General features: G+C 41.4%; 18 protein-coding genes and 4 tRNA genes. 3 read left to right on the plus strand and 19 right to left on the minus strand.

Features of this window, described 5'->3' with window-relative positions:
• The 18 genes from H0W64_12460 to H0W64_12545 all read right to left on the minus strand — a co-directional run.
• A partial coding sequence (locus H0W64_12460; protein ID MBA3662530.1) for an elongation factor Tu occupies positions 1–80 on the minus strand: 80 nt, incomplete at its 3' end.
• Between the two features lie 76 nt (positions 81–156).
• Entirely contained in the window at positions 157–2,259 is a 2,103-nt protein-coding gene (fusA, locus tag H0W64_12465) for an elongation factor G (GenBank protein ID MBA3662531.1), read from the minus strand.
• A 15-nt stretch (positions 2,260–2,274) separates the two neighbouring features.
• Positions 2,275–2,859, minus strand: a complete 585-nt coding sequence (gene rpsG, locus H0W64_12470; GenBank protein ID MBA3662532.1) for a 30S ribosomal protein S7 — start codon at positions 2,857–2,859, stop codon at positions 2,275–2,277.
• A 15-nt stretch (positions 2,860–2,874) separates the two neighbouring features.
• Positions 2,875–3,249, minus strand: coding sequence for a 30S ribosomal protein S12 (locus H0W64_12475; protein ID MBA3662533.1), 375 nt, complete (start codon positions 3,247–3,249; stop codon positions 2,875–2,877).
• A 308-nt stretch (positions 3,250–3,557) separates the two neighbouring features.
• Positions 3,558–7,721 carry a DNA-directed RNA polymerase subunit beta' gene (gene rpoC / locus H0W64_12480; protein MBA3662534.1) on the minus strand — a complete coding sequence of 1,388 codons (4,164 nt, stop codon included), beginning with the start codon at positions 7,719–7,721 and terminating at the stop codon, positions 3,558–3,560.
• Between the two features lie 123 nt (positions 7,722–7,844).
• Positions 7,845–11,918 (minus strand): DNA-directed RNA polymerase subunit beta, encoded by a 4,074-nt coding sequence (rpoB, locus tag H0W64_12485; protein MBA3662535.1) that lies wholly within the window; start codon positions 11,916–11,918, stop codon positions 7,845–7,847.
• Between the two features lie 379 nt (positions 11,919–12,297).
• The gene (gene rplL, locus H0W64_12490) at positions 12,298–12,669 is read right to left on the minus strand and encodes a 50S ribosomal protein L7/L12 (protein MBA3662536.1); all 372 of its coding nucleotides are present in this window, start codon (positions 12,667–12,669) and stop codon (positions 12,298–12,300) included.
• 36 nt (positions 12,670–12,705) lie between these two features.
• Positions 12,706–13,236, minus strand: coding sequence for a 50S ribosomal protein L10 (gene rplJ / locus H0W64_12495; GenBank protein ID MBA3662537.1), 531 nt, complete (start codon positions 13,234–13,236; stop codon positions 12,706–12,708).
• A gap of 285 nt (positions 13,237–13,521) precedes the next feature.
• Complete coding sequence (gene rplA / locus H0W64_12500) at positions 13,522–14,217, minus strand: 50S ribosomal protein L1 (GenBank protein MBA3662538.1); 696 nt, start codon at positions 14,215–14,217, stop codon at positions 13,522–13,524.
• Entirely contained in the window at positions 14,218–14,652 is a 435-nt protein-coding gene (rplK, locus tag H0W64_12505; GenBank protein ID MBA3662539.1) for a 50S ribosomal protein L11, read from the minus strand.
• A 91-nt stretch (positions 14,653–14,743) separates the two neighbouring features.
• Positions 14,744–15,298 carry a transcription termination/antitermination protein NusG gene (gene nusG, locus H0W64_12510; GenBank protein ID MBA3662540.1) on the minus strand — a complete coding sequence of 185 codons (555 nt, stop codon included), beginning with the start codon at positions 15,296–15,298 and terminating at the stop codon, positions 14,744–14,746.
• A gap of 124 nt (positions 15,299–15,422) precedes the next feature.
• Complete coding sequence (secE, locus tag H0W64_12515; protein ID MBA3662541.1) at positions 15,423–15,803, minus strand: preprotein translocase subunit SecE; 381 nt, start codon at positions 15,801–15,803, stop codon at positions 15,423–15,425.
• A gap of 49 nt (positions 15,804–15,852) precedes the next feature.
• Positions 15,853–15,925 (minus strand) — tRNA-Trp (locus tag H0W64_12520).
• A gap of 9 nt (positions 15,926–15,934) precedes the next feature.
• A complete protein-coding gene (gene tuf, locus H0W64_12525) occupies positions 15,935–17,125 on the minus strand; it encodes an elongation factor Tu (GenBank protein ID MBA3662542.1) in 1,191 nt (396 codons plus the stop codon).
• A gap of 118 nt (positions 17,126–17,243) precedes the next feature.
• A tRNA-Thr gene (locus H0W64_12530) sits at positions 17,244–17,316 on the minus strand.
• 12 nt (positions 17,317–17,328) lie between these two features.
• A tRNA-Gly gene (locus H0W64_12535) sits at positions 17,329–17,399 on the minus strand.
• 78 nt (positions 17,400–17,477) lie between these two features.
• Positions 17,478–17,560: transfer RNA gene (locus H0W64_12540), tRNA-Tyr, on the minus strand.
• A gap of 98 nt (positions 17,561–17,658) precedes the next feature.
• The gene (locus tag H0W64_12545) at positions 17,659–19,665 is read right to left on the minus strand and encodes a hypothetical protein (GenBank protein ID MBA3662543.1); all 2,007 of its coding nucleotides are present in this window, start codon (positions 19,663–19,665) and stop codon (positions 17,659–17,661) included.
• Positions 19,666–19,845: 180 nt separating this feature from the next.
• On the opposite strand from H0W64_12545, the gene H0W64_12550 reads away from it, so the two are divergent.
• The 3 genes from H0W64_12550 to H0W64_12560 all read left to right on the plus strand — a co-directional run bounded on the left by H0W64_12550 (position 19,846) and on the right by H0W64_12560 (position 23,907).
• Positions 19,846–20,304, plus strand: coding sequence for a hypothetical protein (locus tag H0W64_12550; GenBank protein ID MBA3662544.1), 459 nt, complete (start codon positions 19,846–19,848; stop codon positions 20,302–20,304).
• Positions 20,305–20,430: 126 nt separating this feature from the next.
• Positions 20,431–21,390 carry a hypothetical protein gene (locus tag H0W64_12555; protein MBA3662545.1) on the plus strand — a complete coding sequence of 320 codons (960 nt, stop codon included), beginning with the start codon at positions 20,431–20,433 and terminating at the stop codon, positions 21,388–21,390.
• A 42-nt stretch (positions 21,391–21,432) separates the two neighbouring features.
• Positions 21,433–23,907, plus strand: a complete 2,475-nt coding sequence (locus H0W64_12560) for a hypothetical protein (protein MBA3662546.1) — start codon at positions 21,433–21,435, stop codon at positions 23,905–23,907.
• Here H0W64_12560 and H0W64_12565 read toward each other — a convergent pair.
• Complete coding sequence (locus H0W64_12565; protein ID MBA3662547.1) at positions 23,887–24,753, minus strand: nucleoside phosphorylase; 867 nt, start codon at positions 24,751–24,753, stop codon at positions 23,887–23,889. The two genes, H0W64_12560 and H0W64_12565, sit on opposite strands and share 21 nt — an antisense overlap.
• Between the last annotated feature and the right edge of the window lie 136 nt (positions 24,754–24,889).

A 24,889-nucleotide genomic window follows, 5' to 3' on the forward strand; every position in this document is an offset into this window, starting at 1 on the left:
GTCGTTTTACCGTGATCAACGTGACCTATCGTTCCTACATTTACGTGCGGCTTCGTCCGCTCAAATACTTGCTTACTCATTGATTTTTCCTCTCTTCAATTTGCTTTCTTCTCAGGCTTTCGCGTTTTAAGCTGCACCTTTAACTCATTCTTTAAGTTACTTTTTACTCTTATCAATAATTTGCTCAGCAACATTCATTGGAACTTCGTTATATTTCGCAAACTCCATGGAATAAGTCGCTCTACCTTGGGTCATTGAACGAAGGTCAGTTGCATATCCAAACATTTCTGATAAAGGTACTTCTGCATGAATCAATTTACCGGAAGGGGAATCATCGATCCCCTGTAAAATGCCACGACGTCTATTGAGATCACCCATCACGTCGCCCATGAAATCTTCCGGGGTAACGGCTTCAACTTTCATAATAGGTTCTAAAATCACAGGTTTTGCTTTTTTAGCGCCTTCTTTGAATGCCATGGAACCTGCAATCTTAAATGCCATTTCGCTGGAATCGACATCATGATAAGAACCGTCATAAAGGGTAACTTTGACATCTACCACGGGATACCCTGCAATAACACCATTCTGTAATTGCTCTTGAATACCTTTATCAACAGCTGGAATATATTCTCTTGGAATAGCACCACCAACAATAGAATTGATGAACTCGTAACCCTTGCCAGCCTCTTGAGGCTCAAGCTTAATCCAAACATGGCCATATTGACCGCGACCGCCCGATTGACGAACATATTTTCCTTCTTGGTCCACTGCAGCTCGGATCGTTTCACGATAAGCAACTTGTGGCTTACCCACGTTTGCTTCAACGCTAAATTCACGCTTCATACGATCAACAATGATTTCTAAATGCAATTCACCCATACCGGAAATAATTGTTTGACCTGACTCTTCGTCAGTATGCACACGAAAAGATGGATCTTCTTGAGCTAATTTGCCTAAAGCGATACCCATTTTTTCTTGGTCAGCTTTGGTTTTCGGTTCAACCGCAACGGAGATGACAGGATCTGGGAATACCATTCTTTCAAGGATAATGACCTGATCTTGGTCAGTCAGGGTGTCGCCCGTTGAAACTTTTTTGAGGCCAACAGCTGCTGCAATATCACCAGCATAAACTTCTTTTATTTCAGTACGATCATTAGCATGCATTTGCAATAACCGACCAATACGCTCTTCCCGATCTTTAATTGGATTGTAAACAGTATCACCTGATCGCAAAACACCGGAGTAAACTCGAAAATAAGTCAATGTACCAACGTAAGGATCTGTAGCGATCTTAAAGGCTAATGCTGCGAAGGGATCCGTATCGAGTGGATGACGCTCAGCAGGAGTATTATCTGCATCATCCAAATTTCCTCGTACCGCAGGAACATCGGAAGGAGCTGGTAAATATTCGATTACCGCATCAAGCATGGCTTGTACGCCTTTATTTTTAAAGGCTGAGCCGCATAACATAGGAATAATTTCATTGCGTAGTGTTCTAGCACGCAAGCCTTTCTTTATCTCTTCCTGCGTCAAAGTACCTGTCTCCAAATACTTCGTCATATAGTCTTCTGAAGCTTCAGCAGCAGCTTCTACCATTTTCTCATGGTATTTCTGTGCTTCTTCAAGCATTTCTGGGTCAATTTCACGCTCTTCAAATGCGATCCCTTGATTCTTATCTTCCCAATAAATGGATTTCATTTTAACGAGATCAATAACGCCTTCAAATTTGTCTTCAGCGCCAATGGGTAGCTGAATTGGAATCGCAACGGCACCGAGCTTAGTTCGAACTTGCTCCACAACGCGTAAAAAATTTGCTCCCGTTCGATCCATTTTGTTAACAAAGCCTAGCCGTGGCACGCCATAGCGTGCAGCTTGTCGCCAAACTGTCTCCGTCTGCGGCTCAACACCGCCTACAGCACAAAGCACGGCACAAGCGCCATCGAGGACGCGCAAAGAGCGCTCTACTTCAATGGTGAAATCAACGTGGCCTGGGGTATCAATAATGTTGATACGATGCTGGGGAAATTGTTTTGCCATGCCATACCAGTAACAAGTGGTAGCAGCAGACGTAATCGTGATTCCTCGTTCTTGCTCTTGCTCCATCCAATCCATGGTTGCCGTGCCTTCATGCACTTCACCAAGCTTATGGGAAACACCAGTATAATAAAGGATACGCTCTGTTGTTGTTGTTTTGCCTGCATCGATATGAGCCATAATTCCGATGTTTCGGTAATGCTCAATTGGTGTTACACGTCCCACAAATCACCTCACCCTTTACCAACGATAATGCGCAAACGCTTGGTTTGCTTTTGCCATACGATGAACGTCGTCGCGTGTTTTAACAGACGCGCCGCGGCCCAAGTAGGCTTCGTATAATTCTGCTGCTAGGCGTAACGCCATGGTTTTTTCTGCTCGACCCTTCGCTGCCTTTACTACCCAGCGCATTGCCAGTGCTACGCCGCGATCACCCGAAACTTCGACAGGTACCTGGTAGGTTGCGCCCCCAACTCTTCGGGACTTTACTTCAACGGTAGGCGCTACATTCAAGAATGCTTTATGAAGATTCTCTAAAGCTTCATCGTGCACTTGAGTGGTCGCTGCATTCTTAATTCTTGGGGCAATGGATTTTTTACCTCGGCCGCCGCTGCTATCGCCGCTGCTATCGCCTTCCCCTTTCTCGCCTTTATTTTCTTTCTTCAAACGATCTGTTAAAAGATTTAAAGCATCATAAACAATTCTTTCGGCGATCGACTTTTTACCAGCGCGCATAACGACGTTAACAAATTTAGTGATTTGCTCATCGTGATACAGCGGATCAGGTAAAACTTCACGCTTGACTGCAGCTTTTCTTCTTGGCATTACTCATCCCACCTATTATTGCTTTGGTTTTTTTGCACCGTATTTCGAACGACTCTGACGACGATCAACAACGCCAGCAGTATCTAAGCTACCGCGAACGACATGATATCGAACACCAGGTAAATCCTTAACTCGACCGCCACGAATAAGCACGACGGAATGCTCTTGCAAGTTATGTCCTTCACCACCAATGTAAGCCGTAACTTCATAACCATTGGTTAAGCGGACACGCGCCACTTTCCGTAAAGCCGAATTTGGCTTCTTAGGCGTAGTGGTATAAACACGAGTACAAACGCCACGTTTTTGTGGACATCGACTAAGTGCTAGCGCCTTAGACTTAAATTCTTTAGGTGTTCTACCACTTCGAACTAACTGGTTTATCGTTGGCATTAAATTTCTCTCTAAATCTCTAAATTCCAGTCTCTCAGATATTCCTGAGCAGTTTGTGTGAAGAGGGACCTCTCATAATTCGAAGAGACCCGTCGTCGCATTGCAAGCAACGCTTAAAAATTACCCCTAATTTCTCAAACATCCTAAAAGTTTTAGATGGGAGAGGCGCGATTCTAAAAAAGCATTGCCTTTTGTGTCAAGGACTTGTTGATTATTATTTTATATTTCTGCATTCAAACCCCTTTTTGGGGGTATGCGCTCCCTAAAAGATCCTTTTTTTAGGGAACTGCATCTTATCACTTCTATTGTTATTTTGCCTTTTCAGTTTTTTCCACCACGATTGGACGAGGATTATTTCTCAATTTCCGCTCTTCGTGGTAAGCAAGACCCGTTCCGGCAGGAATCAATCGTCCAACAATAACGTTTTCTTTTAATCCTCTCAACTCATCAAATTTCCCACTGACAGCAGCTTCAGTGAGCACCCTGGTCGTTTCTTGGAATGAAGCCGCCGAGATAAAGGATTCAGTAGAAAGCGACGCCTTGGTGATTCCTAACAAAATTGGCTCGAAACGAGCTTGAATTTTTCCAGCTTTCTTAAGCTTATGGTTATCTTCACGCATTTGAGCAAATTCGACTTGTTCACCCTTAATGAAATTCGTATCACCTGGGTTGGCAATAATAATTTTACGAAGCATTTGTCGAATAATGACTTCAATATGTTTATCGTTAATCTTAACCCCTTGTAAACGATAGACATCTTGGATTTCATTCACCAGATAGTTGGTTAAGGCATTTACCCCCAAGAGGCGCAATACGTCATGGGAATTCAATGGGCCTTCAACGAGAACCTCACCACGCTCAACATGTTCACCTTCAAATACATTGATGTGCCGCCATTTTGGAATTAACTCTTCGTGCACATCTCCCGTATTTGCTGTAATCATCAATCGGCGTTTGCCTTTGGTTTCTTTACCAAAGCTAATTACCCCTGAGATTTCCGCAAGAACCGCTGAGTCTTTAGGACGACGCGCTTCAAAAAGATCTGCAACACGAGGTAGACCACCGGTGATGTCTCTTGTTTTTGATGTTTCTTGCGGTATACGCGCTAAGACGTCACCAACTTTTACTTTCGAACCATCTTCGAAGTTAACGATAGCATCAGCTGGTAAGAAATACTGGGCTATTAAACTCGTACCCGCAAGGTAAATATCTTCACCTTTATCATCCACCAACTTGATCATTGGCTTTAATTCTTTACCACTCGATCCTCTTTGCTTTTGATCCGCAACAACGATACTGGTTAACCCAGTCAATTCATCGGTCTGCCGATGCATGGTGATGCCATCGATTAAGTCGATAAATTTAATGTGACCTGCAACTTCCGTAATGACGGGGTGACTATGCGGATCCCAATTCGCAACAATTTGTCCGGCTGCTACATTGGAGCCATCTTTACTGCTAATTTCAGCACCATATGGAATTTTATAACGCTCACGCTCGCGACCATGGACATCTTGAACTGCAATAGTTCCCGAACGAGAGACGACAATAAATTTGCCGCCTTGACGCTCAATAATTTTTACATTGTGAAGTTTAAGCTTTCCAGGATACTTAACTTGAACATTGTTGACCGCAGTTGTTCTTGAGGCTGCACCACCAATGTGGAAGGTTCTCATGGTTAGCTGTGTGCCTGGCTCACCAATCGATTGCGCCGCGATAACCCCCACAGCTTCACCAATGTTGACACGATGTCCACGAGCTAAATCACGTCCATAACAAGCAGCGCAAATACCATAGCGAGATTCGCAAGTGATGGCGGTACGCACAAACATTTCGTCAATCGTCATGTCATCTAAGCGCTTGATCCATTGCTCGTCCAACAATGTCCCTTGTGGGATAATGATATGATTTGATTTAGGATCATAAATATCTTGTGCAGTAACACGCCCTAATACACGTTCATTTAACGGCTCGACTACGTCACCACCTTCAATTAACGGTGTCACAACAATACCAAACTCTGTTCCACAATCATCTTCGGTAATCACTAAATCTTGCGCAACGTCAACTAAACGACGCGTCAAGTAGCCCGAATTCGCAGTCTTTAACGCGGTATCGGCAAGACCCTTACGCGCACCGTGAGTTGAAATAAAATATTGCAAAACGTTTAAGCCTTCACGGAAGTTAGCCGTAATCGGTGTCTCAATGATGGTACCGTCCGGTTTCGTCATCAAACCACGCATACCAGCTAGCTGACGAATCTGTGCTGCAGAACCTCGAGCACCCGAATCTGCCATCATATAAATAGAGTTAAATGATTCTTGCTTAACTTTGTTACCGTCGCGATCCTTAACGGTGTCGGCTGAAAGCTCTTCCATCATCGCTTGTGCAACTAAATCGTTAGTACGTGACCAGATATCGACAACTTTATTGTAGCGTTCACCTTGGGTAACCAAACCTGATGAGAATTGAGCTTGAATTTTACGGACTTCATCCTCGGCTTGCTCAATAATGCTGGATTTTTTCTTCGGAATAACCAAGTCATTCACACCAATCGAGAGACCCGAACGGGTCGCATAATGAAATCCTGTATACATTAGATGGTCAGCAAAAATTACCGTGGCTTTAAGACCAACTTGACGGTAAGAAGCATCAATGAGATTGGAAATTGTTTTTTTATTCATCGTGCGATTAACAAGTTCGAAAGGAAGTCCTTTTGGTAGTACTTCCGATAAAATAGCTCGACCCACAGTGGTTTCAACAAAACTAATTTTTTCTATAAAAGCATTGGCTTTAGCTTCGTAAGGGTATTCTTTAATACGCGCTTTCACTTTAGCATGAAGATCAACAACACCATTTTCATAAGCACGATGAACTTCTTCAACATCGCTGAAGTTCATCCCTTCACCGCGTGCATTGATGCGCGAACGCGTTAAGTAATAAAGACCGAGCACCACGTCTTGCGTCGGAACAATAATGGGCTCACCGTTTGCAGGTGATAACACATTATTGGTAGACATCATGAGTGAACGCGCTTCGAGCTGAGATTCAAGAGATAAAGGAACATGAACCGCCATTTGATCCCCGTCAAAGTCAGCGTTATAAGCTGTACAGACTAACGGATGCAATTGGATTGCTTTACCTTCGATTAAGACTGGTTCAAACGCTTGAATGCCTAACCGATGTAAGGTTGGTGCACGATTAAGCATCACGGGATGTTCGCGAATCACTTCTTCTAAGACATCCCAAACTTCGGGCTCTTCACGTTCAACCATTTTCTTTGCAGCTTTAATAGTCGATGCAGAACCAAGCATTTGTAATCGGCTGTAAATAAAGGGTTTAAATAATTCTAGAGCCATTTTTTTAGGTAAACCGCACTGATGTAAACGCAGCGTCGGCCCTACGACAATGACAGATCGACCGGAGTAATCTACACGTTTACCCAGTAAGTTTTGACGAAAACGACCTTGCTTACCCTTAATCATGTCTGCTAAAGATTTTAAAGGACGTTTATTTGAGCCTGTGATGGCGCGACCACGACGACCGTTATCGAGTAAGGCGTCAACGGATTCTTGTAGCATCCGTTTTTCATTGCGGACGATGATATCAGGCGCGTTTAAATCTAATAAACGCTTCAATCGATTGTTACGATTAATAACGCGACGATATAAATCATTTAAGTCAGACGTTGCAAAACGGCCACCATCTAATGGGACTAAAGGACGTAAATCAGGCGGTAATACCGGCAATACGGTTAAAATCATCCACTCTGGTTTATTCCCAGAGCCTAAAAACGCTTCCATTAATTTTAATCGTTTGGAAAGTTTTTTATGACGCGCTTCTGAAGTTGTTTTAAGTAATTCCTCACGAATTCGGGGTACTTCAACTTCGAGATTAATTGCACGGAGTAATTCTTGGATAGCATCCGCACCCATGCGCGCTTCGAATTCATCGCCATATTCTTCGATTGCATCGTAATAAGATTCATCTGAAAGTAGTTGGCCTTTTTCGAGTTGCGTCATACCTGGATCAATAACTACAAATGCTTCGAAATAAAGTACGCGCTCAAGATCTCTTAAAGTCATATCAAGCATTAAGCCGATACGAGAAGGCAACGAACGCAAAAACCAAATGTGAGCAACGGGGCTCGCTAATTCAATATGACCCATGCGTTCACGACGAACTCGGGACAATGTAACTTCAACACCGCATTTTTCACATACTACACCACGATGTTTTAAGCGCTTATATTTTCCGCATAAGCATTCATAGTCTTTAATCGGACCAAATATTTTGGCACAGAAAAGCCCATCACGCTCTGGCTTGAAAGTACGATAGTTAATCGTTTCTGGCTTTTTTACCTCACCAAAAGACCATGAGCGTATCATATCGGGAGAAGCGAGACCGATACGAATCATATTAAATTCTTGTGGTTGACTTTGCTGCTTAACCAGCGTCAATAAATCTTTCAAGGTGAACCCCCCAATTAAATTTCACATTATCCCAACTCTAAAGCCAGGAAATCAGTCAACGCGTCTTGCGCGTTGACTGAGTGTCGCACCAACTTTCCGCGTCATCTTGCGGCGCTTCATCTATCAATCAAATTCAATATTAATCGCAAGTGAACGAATTTCTTTGATAAGAACGTTAAAGGCTTCCGGCATATTGGATTCCATGTAATGTTCACTATCGACAATATTCTTATACATTTTCGTACGACCCGTTACGTCATCCGATTTCACAGTTAACATTTCTTGTAAGGTATAAGCAGCACCATAAGCCTCAAGTGCCCACACTTCCATTTCTCCAAACCGCTGGCCACCAAATTGTGCTTTACCACCCAAAGGTTGCTGCGTTACTAAACTATAGGAGCCAGTAGAACGTGCATGCATTTTATCATCGACTAAATGATTCAATTTCATCATATACATGTAACCAACTGTTACCGGACGCTCAAAGGGTAAGCCTGTACGACCATCATGTAGGATAGCCTGCCCGTCTTCTGGCAAGTCAGCCAACTTCAACATGATTTTAATTTCTTCTTCTGTTGCACCATCAAAAACTGGTGTCGCAAAAGGAATACCTTGACGCAAATTATTAGCAAGCGTCACGACTTCGTCATCATTTAAACTTGTTAAACTTTCCTTCGTCTTCCCAACGCTGTAAATAGAATTCAAGAAGGTACGAATGTTTTTAACCGATTGCTGAGCATCAACCATATGCCCCACCTTTTGACCGAGCGCTTTGGAAGCCCAGCCTAAATGGGTTTCAAGAACCTGACCCACGTTCATACGAGAAGGAACACCCAGTGGATTTAAAACAATATCTACCGGCGTACCATCGGCAAGATAAGGCATATCTTCCACAGGTGTAATCATGGAAATCACACCTTTATTACCGTGGCGCCCTGCCATTTTGTCGCCCGGTTGAACACGACGTTTAACCGCCATGTAGACTTTGACGATTTTTAATACACCCGGTGCTAAATCATCACTCTGGGTAATTTTTAAATGTTTTGCGTCGTAAGCTTTTTCATAATCCAAGCGAATTTTTTTCAATTGTTTCGCTGCAGTTTCAAGCTGTTTACTGGAAGCTGCATCTTTTAAATGAATTTCAAACCATTTTTCGCGTGGTATTTCTGATAGATATGCTTTAGTAAGCTTCGTGCCTTTCTTAAGCTTATTAGGTCCACCTTCAGCCACGCGATTGATTAATGATTTTTCAATACGTGTAAATACGTCGTCTTCACGAATACGCATTTCATCGCCTAAATCTTGCTTAACTTTCGCAAGCTCGGCTTTTTCAATCTCAAGAACGCGCGTATCTTTCTTAACTCCCTCGCGAGTAAATACTTGAACATCGATGACAGTTCCTTCCATGCCTGTCGGAACACGCAGAGAGGTATCTTTAACATCGGATGCTTTTTCACCAAAGATGGCGCGTAATAATTTTTCTTCAGGCGTGAGTTGCGTTTCACCTTTAGGCGTCACTTTACCGACCAAAATATCCCCGGAATTAACTTCTGCACCAATATAAACGATGCCGCACTCATCAAGTTTAGAAAGAGCACTTTCACTTACATTAGGGATATCGCCAGAAATTTCTTCAGGACCAAGCTTAGTGTCACGTGCAACGCACGTTAATTCTTCAATATGAATACTGGTGAAGCGGTCTTCTTGAACGACTCGTTCTGAGATAAGAATGGAATCTTCAAAGTTGTAACCATTCCAGGGCATAAAAGCTACTAATAAGTTTTGACCTAAAGCGAGCTCACCCGTATCAGTAGACTGTCCATCCGCGAGAACATCATGCTTTTCAATCATGTCACCTTTAGCAACTAAAGGACGTTGATTAATACAGGTATCTTGGTTGGTACGGGTATATTTGGTTAAACCGTAAATATCAACACCTGTAGTTCCAGTATCTGCTTCTTTATCGTTAGCACGTACAACAATACGCGATGCATCAACATAATCAACAACACCACCGCGTTTTGCAACGACGGTTACGCCCGAGTCTTTTGCAACTAAATGCTCAATACCCGTTCCAACTAATGGTTTTTCTGTTTTTAACGTCGGAACCGCTTGACGTTGCATGTTTGAACCCATCAATGCACGATTTGCGTCATCGTGTTCTAAGAAGGGAATCAGTGCAGCTGCCACCGAAACAATTTGCTTGGGTGATACATCCATAAATTGGACGCGATCAGGGGTAGAAAAAGTAAATTCATTGCGATGACGTACAGGCACCAATGTGTCTGTTAACCGTCTTTTTTCATCGACGGAAGCGTTAGCCTGCGCAATAACATAATCGCCTTCTTCAATAGCTGAAAGATAAACAACTTCGTCAGTTACTTTATTATTGGCCACTTTACGGTAAGGAGTTTCTAAGAATCCATACTCATTAGTACGCGCATAAACCGCGAGCGAGTTAATCAAACCAATGTTTGGACCTTCAGGTGTTTCGATAGGGCAAACACGACCGTAGTGAGTAGGATGCACGTCGCGGACTTCAAAGCCAGCTCGTTCGCGCGATAGACCACCAGGTCCTAAGGCAGAAACACGACGTTTGTGCGTAATTTCTGAAAGCGGATTATTTTGGTCCATAAATTGTGAAAGCTGACTGGAACCAAAAAATTCTTTAATCGCCGCGGAAATCGGTTTGGCATTGATAATGTCTTGCGGCATGATGGCGTCAATATCCGGCAAGCTTAAACGTTCTTTAACCGCACGCTCTACACGGACTAATCCAATCCGGAATTGATTTTCAGTCATTTCACCGACGCATCGTACGCGTCTGTTACCTAAATGATCGATATCATCAACGGTATCTTCACCATTCCGGATCTTAATCAATGTTTTTAAAACGTCAAGAATGTCATCTTTAGAGAGAACGCCTGATCCGATAATTTCTTTGCGACCAACTCGTCGATTTAACTTCATACGACCGACATCAGATAAATCATAACGTTCGGGCATAAAGAATAAATTTCTAAATAATGTTTCAGCAGCTTCTTTCGTAGGTGGCTCACCAGGACGCATCATGCGATAGATTTCAACGAGTGCTTCTTGTGCATTTGAGGTTGAATCGATACGCAATGTATCAGAAATATAGGGGCCGCGATCAATATCATTGATGTAAAGCGTTTCAATACGCTTAACCCCACTTGAGACCAAGTTTTTCAATAAATCAGCTGAGATAACATCATTAGCAGCACCTAATATTTCACCGGTTTCAGGGTTAGAAACAGTCTTTGCAAGGACCTTTCCTAAAATATAATCGGCTGGAACTTCTAATTGCTTAATACTTGCTTTTTCGAGAGCAGCAATATGACGCGCGGTAATTCGTCGACCTTTCTCAATAATAATTTTACCCGCTTTCTTCACTTCGAATGACGCAATTTCACCGCGTAGCCGTTCAGAAACAAGATGCAAAATAAACTTACCATTTTGAATCTCAAATATATTGTTTTCGAAGAAAGTTCCAAGAATTTCTTCAACAGACATACCCAAAGCACGTAGAAGAATAGTTGCTGGCAGCTTACGGCGACGATCAATACGAGCATGAATGGCATCTTTTGGATCATATTCAAAATCTAACCATGATCCACGATAAGGAATAATACGAGCGGAGAAAAGGAGCTTCCCGGAAGAATGCGTTTTACCTTTGTCATGCTCAAAAAACACACCTGGCGAACGATGTAACTGCGATACAACAACTCGCTCCGTACCATTAATAACAAAGGTACCATGTTCGGTCATAAGGGGAACTTCGCCCATGTAAACTTCTTGCTCTTTAACATCTTTCACGACAGGAGCAGGGCCGGGGGCTTCTCTGTCATAGTGCACTAAACGTAATTTAACACGTAAGGGCGCGGCGTATGTTAAGCCTCGCATTTTACATTCTTTAACATCAAAAATAGGTTCACCTAGCCGATAATTCACATACTCTAGAGCGGCGTAACCGGATAAGCTGGTGATGGGAAAGACGGAGGAAAATACGCCGTGCAATCCACTGGTATTATTCTTATCAGAACCATCTGCATCTAAAAATTTCTGGTAAGAATCCATTTGAATTGCCAATAATGAAGGCACTTCAATAGCGCTTAATAATTTACCAAAATTTTTTCGAATCCGCTTTTTCTCAGTATATGAGTAGGCTGAACCCATGTGTAATACCTCTGCATCTGCACGATCAATTACACTCGTCACTTTTTAACAATCCCGATACGAAGCAAATCTACTCTTTAAACTTAAAGAATTGATTTAATTCAATTTGTTATTAGGTTGTTAAATTGCATTGAGTATATAAGCGAAATAAAGGAAAAGCCGGCGATATTTCTATCGCCAGCCGTGGTCAAAACAACTACTAAAATTTTACACTTCACCAAAAAGCTGGATAATGTACTTTCATCTTGCCAGCTACATATCTTAAGCATAGCACCCATTCCAAATTTTGCTGACACAAGGAACATGAACAGTACTCAGCAACGACTTGTGAGAAAGCATCAAACTTAATGGCTTAAAGTAACAAACACTTACAGAGAGACTACTTAATCTCAACTGTTGCTCCAGCATCTTCAAGCTTCTTTTTAATTTCGTCTGCTTGAGCCTTCGCTATACCTTCTTTAACTGCTTTTGGTGCTGCTTCAACAAGATCTTTAGCTTCTTTCAATCCTAATCCAGTCAATTCACGAACGGCTTTAATAACATTAATTTTATTTTCGCCAATTTTCGCTAATATAACGTTGAATTCAGTCTTTTCTTCTGCGGCAGGCGCGGCTGCGGCGGCAGGAGCAGCAACAGCAACAGCTGCTGCAGAAACACCAAACTTGTCTTCCATAGATTTAATTAATTCAACTACATCCATCACGCTCATTTGTGAGATTGATTCTAAAATTTCTTCTTTGCTTACGGCCATTTTGAGAGACTCCAACTAAAACAAATATTTATAAAATTATACCGCTGCTTGTTTTGCATCACGAATTGCAGCTACTGTTCTAACCAATTTCGCATGAGGTTCCGCCATTGTCCGCACCAACATTTCAACTGGCGCTTTCATGACATACATTAATTGAGCGATTGCTTCATTACGTGTCGGTAAACTTGCAAGAGCTTGTAATGCTTCTGGAGGTAACAACTTACTATCAATCGATAGCGCTTTTACCTTAAGCTTATCTGCTAGTTTTGAAAAATCCCTGATGACACGTGCTGCTGCACCTGGATCTTCTTGCGAAAACGCAAGGAGAAGCGGGCCAACTAATGACTGCTGCATACAAGCAAACTGTGTTCCCTCAAGTGCACGACAAGCCAGAGTATTACGCACAACGCGCATATAAACACCTGATTCGCGAGCGGTTCTTCTCAATTGCGTTAATTGAGAAACGGTCAACCCGCTGTATTCTGCCGCTATAAGAGAGAGCGCTTGACTTGCAACTTCGGCAACCTCACCAACAATGGTTTTTTTATCTGCTAACTTTAATACCACTTTAAAACCTCCACGTTGGATTTTGCCATTTAGAAAATAGAATAAAAGACGGAAAACAACACGCTTGGGGTTAGATGTAATCTACTAAGCGTATTGTTTTCCGTCCTCATCATCTATTTTCATTTTGAAGACAATCCTTTCGGATCGCCGTCTGCGTAGGTTGCCAAGTTGTTTCATTGACAATTAAGCCGGTTATTTAAATTAAATAAAACCTGCACCTACGGTCTCTGACGGGCATTGGCATAAGCAAAGCCACGTCAAAACCTTTCTATTCTTTTCGCTAATCTATAAACCTAAAAATGAAACATCAAGCGACAAACCTGGTCCCATTGTGGTTGACAGGGTCACTTTTCTGAAATAAATTCCCTTTGCAGTGCTTGGTTTAGCTTTCCGCAAAGCATTTAACACAGCTTCTAAATTCTCTGCTAAATCATTCGTTTTAAAATCGACTTTGCCGATGGTGCAATGAATGACACCCGCTTTATCGGTGCGATATCGAACCTGGCCTATTTTAGCGTTTTTGACAGCATTAGCAATATCTGGCGTCACTGTACCATCTTTTGGATTGGGCATTAAGCCGCGTGGCCCAAGAATTTGACCGAGTTGACCCACTACTCGCATCGCATCAGGCGTTGCCAGCAGAATATCAAAATCAATTTTACCAGCCTTAACCTGCTCAGCTAAATCTTCAAGACCCACTAAATCCGCACCTGCTTCACGAGCAGCATCCATATTCGCCGGGGAAGTAAAAACTGCGATACGGATGGATCGACCAGTTCCGTGGGGCAATACAATAGAACCACGCACAGCTTGTTCAGATTTACGGGGATCAACACCCAAATTAACTGCTAAATCAACACTTTCTTTAAATTTTAAAGGAGGCATTTGTTTAAATATTTCAAAAGCCTCTTTTGGAGAATAATTTTTGGCTGTAGAAATAAGCTCACTAATTTTTTGTTGACGTTTAGATAATTTAGTCATTTACACACCCTCTACATCAATGCCCATGCTGCGCGCGCTGCCAGCAATGGTACGAACAGCTGCATCTAAACCGCCAGCGGTTAAGTCAGTCATTTTAGTTTTGGCAATTTCTTCTAATTGCTGCCGCGTCACCTTTCCAATTTTATTGGTATTAGGTGTACTGCTGCCTTTAGATACTTTAGCGGCTTCTTTTATAAGATAAGAAGCAGGCGGGGTCTTAACAATAAAGGTGAAGCTTCGATCTTCAAATACGGTGATCACAACAGGCAAGGGTTTGCCTTGTTTTTCAGGCGTTTGCGTTGCAGCATTGAATGCTTTGCAAAATTCCATGATATTAACACCTTGTTGGCCTAACGCCGGACCAACGGGTGGGCTAGGATTTGCTGCACCACCGGTGATTTGTAACTTGATATACGCTTTTACTTTCTTAGCCATGACTTAAACCTCGCGGGTGATAACGCCATTTCTGGCTCCCCAATTAACAGTTAACAAAAATATCGAACTAAATAGGCCAAATTGCTAAAACTTAGCCTTTTTCTACTTGGTCAAATTGCAATTCGACTGGTGTAGAACGACCAAAGATTAGCACAGCGACGCGAAGGCGATTCTTTTCATAGTTCACCTCCTCTACAACGCCGTTGAAATCCGCAAAGGGCCCATCTATGACACGAACCACTTCACCCACCTCAAATAGAACTTTAGGCTTAGGCTTTTCACTGCTATCTTGCATTCGCTGCAATATTGTTTCAGCTTCTTTGGGTGAGATTGGAGCAGGCTTATCGCTGGTTCCGCCAATAAATCCGAGAACTTTAGGAATGGAGCGAACCAAATGCCACGTTTCTTCATCCATTACCATTTCAACCAGAACATAGCCTGGAAAAAACTTACGCTCACTCTTTCTTTTTTGGCCAGCACGCAATTCGACCACTTCTTCGGTTGGAACCAAAATGTCGCCAAATTTATATTCCAATCCGTCAACACGGATCCGCTCTTGTAGAGCTTGCATGACATATTTCTCAAAACCTGAATACGCGTGCACAACATACCAGCGCTTCTTTGATGGAGTCTGATCTGTTGTCATATTTTATATTCCTCAGCAATCTGACTTTACTATCTAATAACTTTGAACATTGTATTTACTGTTTACTTTTGAAAACGCAAAGGTCATTTAACCGCAATGATTAATAATAGATTAATAAAAGGAATTAACCTCTTTGACCAGTCAACCAGCCAATTGCCCAAACTAAAATGCCATCCAAGCCCCATAACAATAAAGCCAGAATGACAACCATTACAGCTACGACCATGGTAGTTTGCATGGTTTCTTCGCGCGTTGGCCATACAACTTTGCGCAATTCTCCGCGGGAATCACGGAAGAATCTGATTACCCATCGACCTTTTTGCGTCTGCGCAGCAACAAAGCCAGCAAGAGCGACAATGGCAAACCAGCCCATCAGGCGTAGTAATAGAGAAACTTCGCTATAATAATGATTACCAACCAATCCAGCAAGCAATAAAAAAAATACAGCGAGCCACTTCAAGACATCTAATCGCGATGTCGGTTGATTCTCTGTTTTTAAAACCATTATATTTGCCTTTGATTTCACACTACTGCCCCGTCTTGTAAAAATTGACCAGGCCAGGAGGGAATCGAACCCCCAACCTGCGGTTTTGGAGACCGCCGCTCTGCCAATTGAGCTACTGGCCTAGAATGATATTACTCAATTATTTTAGCAACGACCCCGGCCCCAACTGTGCGACCACCTTCTCGAACGGCAAAACGTAACCCTTCTTCCATCGCGACGGGGTTTATCAAGTTGATTACCATCTTGATATTGTCTCCCGGCATGACCATCTCTACACCTTCTGGTAACTGAACTTCACCTGTAACATCGGTCGTCCTAAAGTAAAACTGCGGACGATAACCTTTGAAAAACGGTGTATGACGCCCACCTTCTTCCTTCGACAACACATAGACTTCCGCTTCGAATTTCGTGTGGGGCGTTATTGTGCCAGGCTTTGCTAATACTTGTCCACGCTCAACGTCTTCTCGCTTCGTTCCACGTAACAATACACCAACATTATCTCCAGCTCGGCCTTCATCCAACAACTTACGGAACATTTCAACTCCCGTACATATTGTCTTCGTTGTAGCCTTGATACCAACAATCTCTAATTCTTCTCCAACCTTAACTATCCCACGCTCAATTCGACCCGTTACAACCGTGCCACGACCTGAAATGGAAAATACATCTTCAATCGGTAGCAAAAACGGTAAATCGATAGGACGGTCAGGTACAGGGATATACTCATCCATTACCTTAACTAATTTCTCAATCGATGGTATCCCTATCTCGCTCGTGTCACCTTCCAACGCTTTTAAGGCACTTCCCGTTATAATAGGAGTGTCATCGCCTGGAAATTGATACTGCGATAATAAATCTCTTACTTCCATCTCTACTAATTCTAATAATTCTTTATCATCTACCATGTCAGCTTTATTCAGATAGACAACAATGTAAGGTACGCCTACTTGACGCGCTAACAATATATGTTCTCGGGTTTGCGGCATCGGACCATCTGCTGCAGATACTACTAATATCGCACCATCCATCTGCGCTGCACCCGTGATCATGTTCTTTACATAATCAGCATGACCAGGACAGTCTACGTGCGCATAGTGGCGATTCTCCGATTGGTATTCTACGTGCGAGGTCGCAATCGTAATACCACGCGCTTTTTCTTCAGGGGCATTATCAATTTGATCGTAAGCTCGCGCTTCACCGCCAAACTTATCCGCCAATGTCTTTGTCAACGCCGCTGTCAACGTCGTTTTACCGTGATCAACGTGACCTATCGTTCCTACATTTACGTGCGGCTTCGTCCGCTCAAATACTTGCTTACTCATTGATTTTTCCTCTCTTCAATTTGCTTTCTTCTCAGGCTTTCGCGTTTAGACGAAACTTAAGGAGGCCCTGCCTCACTTAATCCTCTAGTACTATATAAGAGGAATCAGGATGACAGATAGCCCACAACCGGATTTGAACCGGTGACCTCTTCCTTACCAAGGAAGTGCTCTACCGACTGAGCTATGTGGGCAAACTTGCATTGAGCGGGTGATGGGAATCGAACCCACGCTATCAGCTTGGAAGGCTGAAGTTCTACCATTGAACTACACCCGCTTAAAAATCAGAGACAGAAAGCCAAGAATAGAGCTTTCTATTTTCTATTCTGTTCTCTGAGCTCAGTGATTCTTCGTATGGAGGGGGAAGGATTCGAACCTTCGAAGGCGTAAGCCGTCAGATTTACAGTCTGATCCCTTTGGCCGCTCGGGAACCCCTCCTCAATCGAGCGAGAATTTTGCTTGATGCAGCATGTGTTGTCAATCGACATCTAAATCATTTTTGCTTAAAGATGCGATACTTACTTTGTATCTATTTCTCAGCGAATTGAAGGTCGTAAGCTATATGGATCTGCAACTTGACTTCTCACTGGCTCAGATTGAAACCAGTTAGAAAAATGCGCTTCGATCCTATTTAAGATCGTGGTCGCTTTTTCCTTTTGCAAAGACGTTTGAGTGACCGTTTCCCCACTGAAAACATTAAGCCACGCTTTGACGATCGCAGCCTCGGCTGCAACAAATTGAGATAATCGTAAAGGAGTATGAGAATCACTCTCCTCTATACCCTGGTAATGGTAAGCATGCGGCATAAAAGAACGATAGCGAGATTCTAAAACCCGGGCGATTGAAACTGCCCCTTTGGTTGCCATGGGCATCGTCTGGCTTGATGGTTCATCTGTAGATTCAGTTAATAAAATAGAGGCGAAGTGGTAATCTTTTTTCAAGATTAAATCGAGAAGCATTTGGTTTACAATTGACATCGCTGGATTTCTTGTCGATTCACACCCAAACAATAGATAAGTTAAGGCCTGCAATTTATTTAACAGAATCAGCTGCTCCCCATCCGAAACTCCGAGATTAGGCTCACTTCCCTTAAAAATAGTGCGAATCCACTGAGCAATATCTTTATCTTCAATAAAAATTTGCTTAGCTGCATAAAATGCCTTGATCTGCTCAATGTTTTCAGCAACCTTTTCATAACTTCCAAGCTCTGAAATCACATCTAATCGACCAAAGCTTCCCGCTAAAATAGATTGAAGCTCAATCACATCGGCATGCGAAGAAGCTTGTGGGGAGAGCCGCCAAAATCGTGCGACACAATCTTTCTGAAATAAAGCATGTTGTATATTGAGGGACCGGCGCTTTTGCGACCGATTGGAGAGTCGCAGATTAGCAAAAAAACTATAAGGATTATTGCTTGAGAAAGTGTAGCTTTTGGGGAGAACCGGACGATAAAAAAAATTTACGACACATTGCCACTGAGAAGTTAATTTTTCAGAAAGATGCGTAAAAATTTCATCACTTAAATTTTGGCGGTTGATAGAATCATATTCTTTTATCAATGCTTTGGCTTCGCTAAGAACCGCATGAGATTTTGGATGCAAATGAAAAATATTTCTAACATCTTTTAAATAAGCGATCATCAATACGTTATGGTTTGCAGGATCATCCAAGTAATGCTGCACCATTGTTTTAACATAGCCTTTCGCATGCGCAGTGCGGATGATAGTTTTTAAGAGTTGGTTTGAGTGGGGATAAAATCCCTCATATTCACTTAAAAATTCTAAAGCCTTTTTTTGTCCTGACAAATGCTGCAAATCATGCGGCATGGCATCGCTTAACAAACTCAAAAAATTGTTACGCGCTAATTTATATAATTTTTTCTTCAGGAGATTTCGATCTGGGCCTTTCTCGATTTTATTAAAAACTGAATTAACTGAACTCACTAAACTTGCAATGATCACTTCAACAAAGGAATTCAGTTTTGTATTAAATAACGCGCTTTGGGCAAAACGATTTGACTTAATAAGCTCAATTAAAACTTCGAGATGCAGAGCCAGTTGCTGCTCAACAATATCTAATATTTTCCGTTCTAGACATGTTAAGTTTTCACGTACTTGTTTTTTGGTCTCTAAGGTTTCCGGAGCATAATCAATGAATTCAAGTAATTTTTGTAAAGATTCTGTTATAGCTTTTTTTGCGCCTTCATAAAAAATTCCCTTGATACGTTCCAAAGCTTGATCTTCATGTAGGATCGTATGCTTCAGTGCATAATATTGTGTATTAACTTGCGTAGAGTAAAGCAATTGCAAGCCCGCAGCATGCACGACAAATGAAAGCAAATCATCAGGACCTGTATAACCTGGCATCGCTTTTTTAAATGAAGCCCAAGCCAGGTTAACATCATAGGTATTGACATTCTCAGTCGACGTTTCCTCATCGGATGAGTCATCATAATCGGATGAAAAATGCTTTTCACTACGCGTCGAATGATGCTGCATCACACTATCTTTTTTGAATTTGCGATGCGTTCGCTTACTTAACACGACCTGACCTCCTTATCAGTTGTTGTTAAATTTGCAATGTAGCTGTTGGGTATAGCAGAAGTGATTTTTATTAGCAACGTCGGTATTAAAATAAATTTGCATAATGAACTTGCAATGTTTAAGACAAAAAAATTATAGTGCGTGCGTTAAGTAGAAATTTTTACTATAAAAGGAATTTATATGAAATTAAATTTTGCTGGTCTAGATTTAAATCCCTACCAAAGTAATGTGGCTCTCGCTTTTATTTATTTTGACCAAAACAATTCTCCCAGAGATCACCGAAATCAACCCATTGGCACTTTCTATCAAGAACCATTTGAATTGGAGAAAGAAGTTAATAATAAAATATTACCGGTAATTTGTAACGGGTTATCTAACACACCTTACAAAACAAGAGGGACTGATTTTGTAAATAATGCTCCACACCCTGCTATTGAAATTATGCGGAAAGATAATGGGCCTGTAAGTCAAATCGATATGGCAAATATTTCTAATATTTTAAATAGCATGGTGAATCAAAACAATCAAACCCATGCGCCGACATTTTTTCAACCTCATGCGCATCATCACGCTAAAGATTCCCATCATAAGAAGCATGAAGATCGTCACCATCACATCGATTCACGACGACACCGATAAGCGCCCTGCACTCGAAAGACTACTTAAGGTGGTCTTTCGATTTTATTAAGCTTTAAGCTTTCCTTAAGGTTCCCTCAGTACACTAAGCCAGCTTGCCAAAGAACAACTTAGAAATGGAGATTCTATATGCCTAATGTCAACCGTGCTTCATCGTCAAATACTCAGGAATTGCCCGATAGCGAATTGTTATGCGGCATTATTGAAAGCTATGTCAATATTCGTCATCGCAAATGGCATTTATCTGAAAATAAACCGATTCAAATTATTGGCTCAGCTGAAGTAAAACATAAAATCTCAACTTGCACCAAACTACTTAAAGAATTTAAGGAACCCGAAAATTTTGATGATTGGGTCAATGCTATTTACTTTTGCGCAAAAAAAGAAAAGAAAGAAAGAAAGAAAAATTGGCTTAAAAATTTAAACCCGCTGGCCGATAAACCGTTGTTGATTTTAACAATGAAAGCTTCTCGTGCCTACATCATATCAACCTTAAGTAAAAATGCTGAATACCAGCAATTAGTCGACACATTAGAGCAAGACAAAACTAATTTGATATTGCAAATTGCACAAGATAAAAAATGTGAAGTAAGCCAAGATATAATTGATAACAAGAATAAGGACTTGGCCGAGCTTGAATTTAAGATTAATGCACTTAAAAGTTTAAGCAATTATCATTTATCTTTTCACCAAAGCGAAATTTTAAAACGAGAAAAAAAGGAAAATCTTTTACCAGAATTAAAGGAAACCTCTTTTAAAGAGTTTGTTCAAAACATTAAAACTGGCAAACGTCCTTTCACTTTTTGTGAGCAGTTAATTCCACGAAGCAATCCTGGCTACTTCACGTCAACTCAAACCACAAAACCTCTTTCTGCTAAGCATTCACCCACTCAGCAAAAAGAAACGATACGCCAGGATTCAGATAGCGCATCTGAGTCTATACAAGCGAGCTCATCTTCTCACGCGAACAATAAAGTGAACACGACTTCCTATCGTAACGCTCGCTCACAAACTTATTTTGGATATGGTAGACCCGCTAAAATTGAAAAATTACCACCTGCCAGCCACTATAATTTAAGAAAGGGCTAACGGTTTCATCATAAATGGTCATAATCAATTGAGGCTTTTACGATGGTATTAAAAACTTTACCCCCCTCATCTGCAAAGCCTTATTGGTTTACATCCGCTTGGCAAACCATGCAATTCCCTTTTTTTTGGGCAAGCCAACAAGAGTTAGATGTGCTTAAGTATCCAAAAAAAGCATATCGATACCTTAGGTTTGGTATTAATCATCATTATCAATATTGCTACACTGATGAAGAAGTTGAACTTTTAAAGGCTATTCAAAATCAATACGGGGTGGTGGAGGACCAATCTAAAGCCAATCCCTTCGAACTTGATACGGATAAACGTTTTTATAATTGGTGGTCTTGTCAAAGGCCCAAAGCTAATTTCACTGCCCATCCTTCTTTCACGTTACCCTCTCGTGAATCGAAAGACATGATCAAATACCCTCTATGGCAAGAAGCAGATAATTTAGCTAGACAAATTGCTAATTGGCAAGCGTCCAGGTTTAAAAATCAAAATTCCGAATTAATGAATGACCCAACCATGCTTGCCCTAGAAGAATTGAAAACGTGGTTATTTAATGAATTATCTGGGGTTGAATGCACGCACGCCAGTTTGGAAAAATTAATTAAGCGTGAAAGTTATATTAAAAATTTAGTTCATATCATTCCAACTTTTGGCCCTGATAAACTTTATTTACATGATATTGCGAATCGGCTTCATCACATTAGTAAAGGGTTAACACAATGTATTGCTGAAAAAAAATTGCCTGATTTACTTTCGGATATTATTATAAAAACTAAAAGCCTTGAAACCAATTTAGCAAGTTATCTGCACTTTCTTTTAATTAATGAGCCTGTCGCAGATAATTTTGCCGATGAATTTATTACTGCTTATCCTAAAAATTGTCATTTATCGCCTCTTTGCAAAAGTTACCAAGCAGCACTCGAGTCCTCGACAAAAAATGAAATCGCTAGTCCTTTTTTGAATCGCAACCCTTTTTATCACTTAACTGAAACCAGAAATGAAGGACAAACATTTATTCAATTAAGTTTAAAAAAAGAATCTTTAGCTAAAATAAAATTTGCTGATTTTGTAACCCCTCAAGATAAAGATCGCTATCTTGCTACCCTAGCACTACTTGACTCGCTAAGCCAAATTCGACAACTCTTTTCTCATTTCAAAGAAATCCAAACTGCCATCGGCACTTATATCTTTGCAAATTTTTACCAAAAGAAAACCAACCAACTTGCTGCAAGTTTTATTGCTTTAGTAGATCAAGCTCAAGGATTAATGACTAGTTTGATCGATACGGCTAATGGTGGTTTGGGTGAATTGCTGTCAGGCTCACCTCAACAACAAAAATCGAATCAATGCTTTGAAGATAATTTAAAAGCCTTAGACACCCAATATGCTAAAGGGACAACTACAGCGGAACAACTTATTAGTTATTGCCAGCGCGCCAAAGCCAGCGTTCAAGCTTATGAAACTGAAATGAGTAAATTGGATGCTGAACTTCAACTTGGTTTAGCTCAAAAAGAAATTGCTGCAGGTATGGAAAAATTGGTTAACCAAATTAACTACATGAATGCTTTTGTCGATGCCCAACTTTCGACTGGCACTTTACATCTTCCGGAACCTAGTGCAAATCAACTTGCAAATTACGAAACTAACCCGCCAGCTGCAGAAAAGAATGCAGAATACTCACCTGTTGGTGATAAATTAGAATCTCGAGCTTTAGCATCACTGGGTTATCAATTAAAACCAATTCATAAGTCCATAACATCTTGGCAATGGCAAACTAAAGTCAGGCACGACCCTATTTCAAGCCAACCTATCTATATTTACATTTTAAGTTTGGATAAAAAAGAACAAGGACGACTTGAGTTTTTTGGTCAACCGATGCTTTGCGCCTACCCGGAAGGTAATAAACATAACATTGTGTCGATGACAGGGATTTTTAAGGGAATTAAGTTGCCCCCACAGGGAACAATTGATGAAATTTGCGCAGTGTTACCCCCGTCGCTATTCGACAAAGTCATCTTTGCAACTAAAAATGCTGTGGGACATGGCTTATTGCGCGGGAGCACCAAAGTTTTGGCCTTAACTTTGCGTACACATGGATGGCCTAATAAGACCGTAATCCCCATAAAAGGTATAACCTATTATGGCGCGCTTTTTGCTATGCAGTTCCAGCAGTTTTTCAAACAATCACAAAATGAAGACCAGCTAAAGCAAATTGTCATGAGCTTGCAACAAGCAGCCTATGCTACGGGCAACATTTGGATCATCAACCAAACTTTGCATTTCATTTCTCATCTTCTCGATCTCACTAAGCAAAATGTTAAGGATAAAGGCTGGGAAAGATTGAGTATGTCTTTTGATTATTTAAGTCGAATTGCACGTTTCGGAATATTTGCACGCGATATAAAAGATCAAGGTCTCGTTGCAACAGCAGCTAGCCTCGCTGCGGGCACAGCTACTGAAGTTGCAACGGAACAAGCTGGTTCTTATTTTTTAAGCCGGAACAAAATTTGACGCTTTAATGACTTCAGTTTGAGCCAATGTTTTTACGGTTTCCATAGCCAACTGAATAAGCGATTCAATCGTGGAGCGCGCGATGGCTGGAGGTGCAAAATCATGGGGCGGTACGGCAAGAATACTGAGGATAGCTCCTGCTAAAACACGATATTTCGCGCCCTGACCTTGACTTCTAAGTTGATGGTTATACATTTGTGATTGAATGAATAAAGCTGCTGTTTCCATTTCAGATGCTAAAACACCACATTGCGATAACATATCAATGTAACCTTTATTTTCTTGGCTTTTTGGACCTGCACCAAATTCTCGCGCATAGAAAGAACTTTTACAATGCACAATGCCAGTGTGAACTTGATGAAGAAAACCAAGTTTTTTGGCGGAATGTAAAACAGGTGCATTAAACTCAAAAGCTGAAATTGCAGGGTAAGCAAGAGGAACATAATCAATGGTCGTGCCTTCATCACGGACTGCTGCAGAAACATTAATGATGTCGCCCATCTTCACTAAATCAGGTTGCAAAGAACCCGCAGTACCAACGCGTAAAAATCGTTTTGCTCCGAGGTGATATAGTTCATGCAAAATAATTTCCATACTGGGACAACCCATTCCGCTTGCAATGGTTGCGACATCAATTTTCTTTGTACCCATTGTTAGCGATCCAAGATAAAGATGATGACCTCTGGGATGCGCTTGAATAGTTACATCATGAAAATGTTGCGCAATTTCTTTAGCTCGACCATCAGAGCCGGGTAAAAAAATATAACGCCCTAAACCACCATTACCTGCTAAATGATCTGTGGTGGCATTAATGTGATGGGGGATGAAAGGTTTGTAGGTTTGCATAGGTCTCTCTCACACGAAATTCCTACCATGCTACGTTTTAGGCTCTCTTCATGCAAGTCTTGAGCAGATTGCAGTGCATTATCTCTAAGTATATCCGTAAGGCAATAGTAAAGTTTAAACCAAAAAAATCCTTAAC

The sequence above is a fragment of the Gammaproteobacteria bacterium genome (genome assembly GCA_013816845.1).
Classification (GTDB): domain Bacteria; phylum Pseudomonadota; class Gammaproteobacteria; order DSM-16500; family DSM-16500; genus Aquicella.

Coding starts and splice junctions, on each gene's coding strand:
- rpsG (MBA3662532.1), bottom strand. CDS start 2,859: ATGCCAAGAAGAAAAGCTGCAGTCAAGCGTGAAGTTTTACCTGATCCG.
- H0W64_12555 (MBA3662545.1), top strand. CDS start 20,431: ATGCCTAATGTCAACCGTGCTTCATCGTCAAATACTCAGGAATTGCCC.
- tuf (MBA3662542.1), bottom strand. CDS start 17,125: ATGAGTAAGCAAGTATTTGAGCGGACGAAGCCGCACGTAAATGTAGGA.
- rplA (MBA3662538.1), bottom strand. CDS start 14,217: ATGACTAAATTATCTAAACGTCAACAAAAAATTAGTGAGCTTATTTCT.
- rplL (MBA3662536.1), bottom strand. CDS start 12,669: ATGGCCGTAAGCAAAGAAGAAATTTTAGAATCAATCTCACAAATGAGC.
- secE (MBA3662541.1), bottom strand. CDS start 15,803: ATGGTTTTAAAAACAGAGAATCAACCGACATCGCGATTAGATGTCTTG.
- rpoB (MBA3662535.1), bottom strand. CDS start 11,918: ATGGGTTCAGCCTACTCATATACTGAGAAAAAGCGGATTCGAAAAAAT.
- H0W64_12560 (MBA3662546.1), top strand. CDS start 21,433: ATGGTATTAAAAACTTTACCCCCCTCATCTGCAAAGCCTTATTGGTTT.
- H0W64_12475 (MBA3662533.1), bottom strand. CDS start 3,249: ATGCCAACGATAAACCAGTTAGTTCGAAGTGGTAGAACACCTAAAGAA.
- rplK (MBA3662539.1), bottom strand. CDS start 14,652: ATGGCTAAGAAAGTAAAAGCGTATATCAAGTTACAAATCACCGGTGGT.
- nusG (MBA3662540.1), bottom strand. CDS start 15,298: ATGACAACAGATCAGACTCCATCAAAGAAGCGCTGGTATGTTGTGCAC.
- H0W64_12565 (MBA3662547.1), bottom strand. CDS start 24,753: ATGCAAACCTACAAACCTTTCATCCCCCATCACATTAATGCCACCACA.
- H0W64_12550 (MBA3662544.1), top strand. CDS start 19,846: ATGAAATTAAATTTTGCTGGTCTAGATTTAAATCCCTACCAAAGTAAT.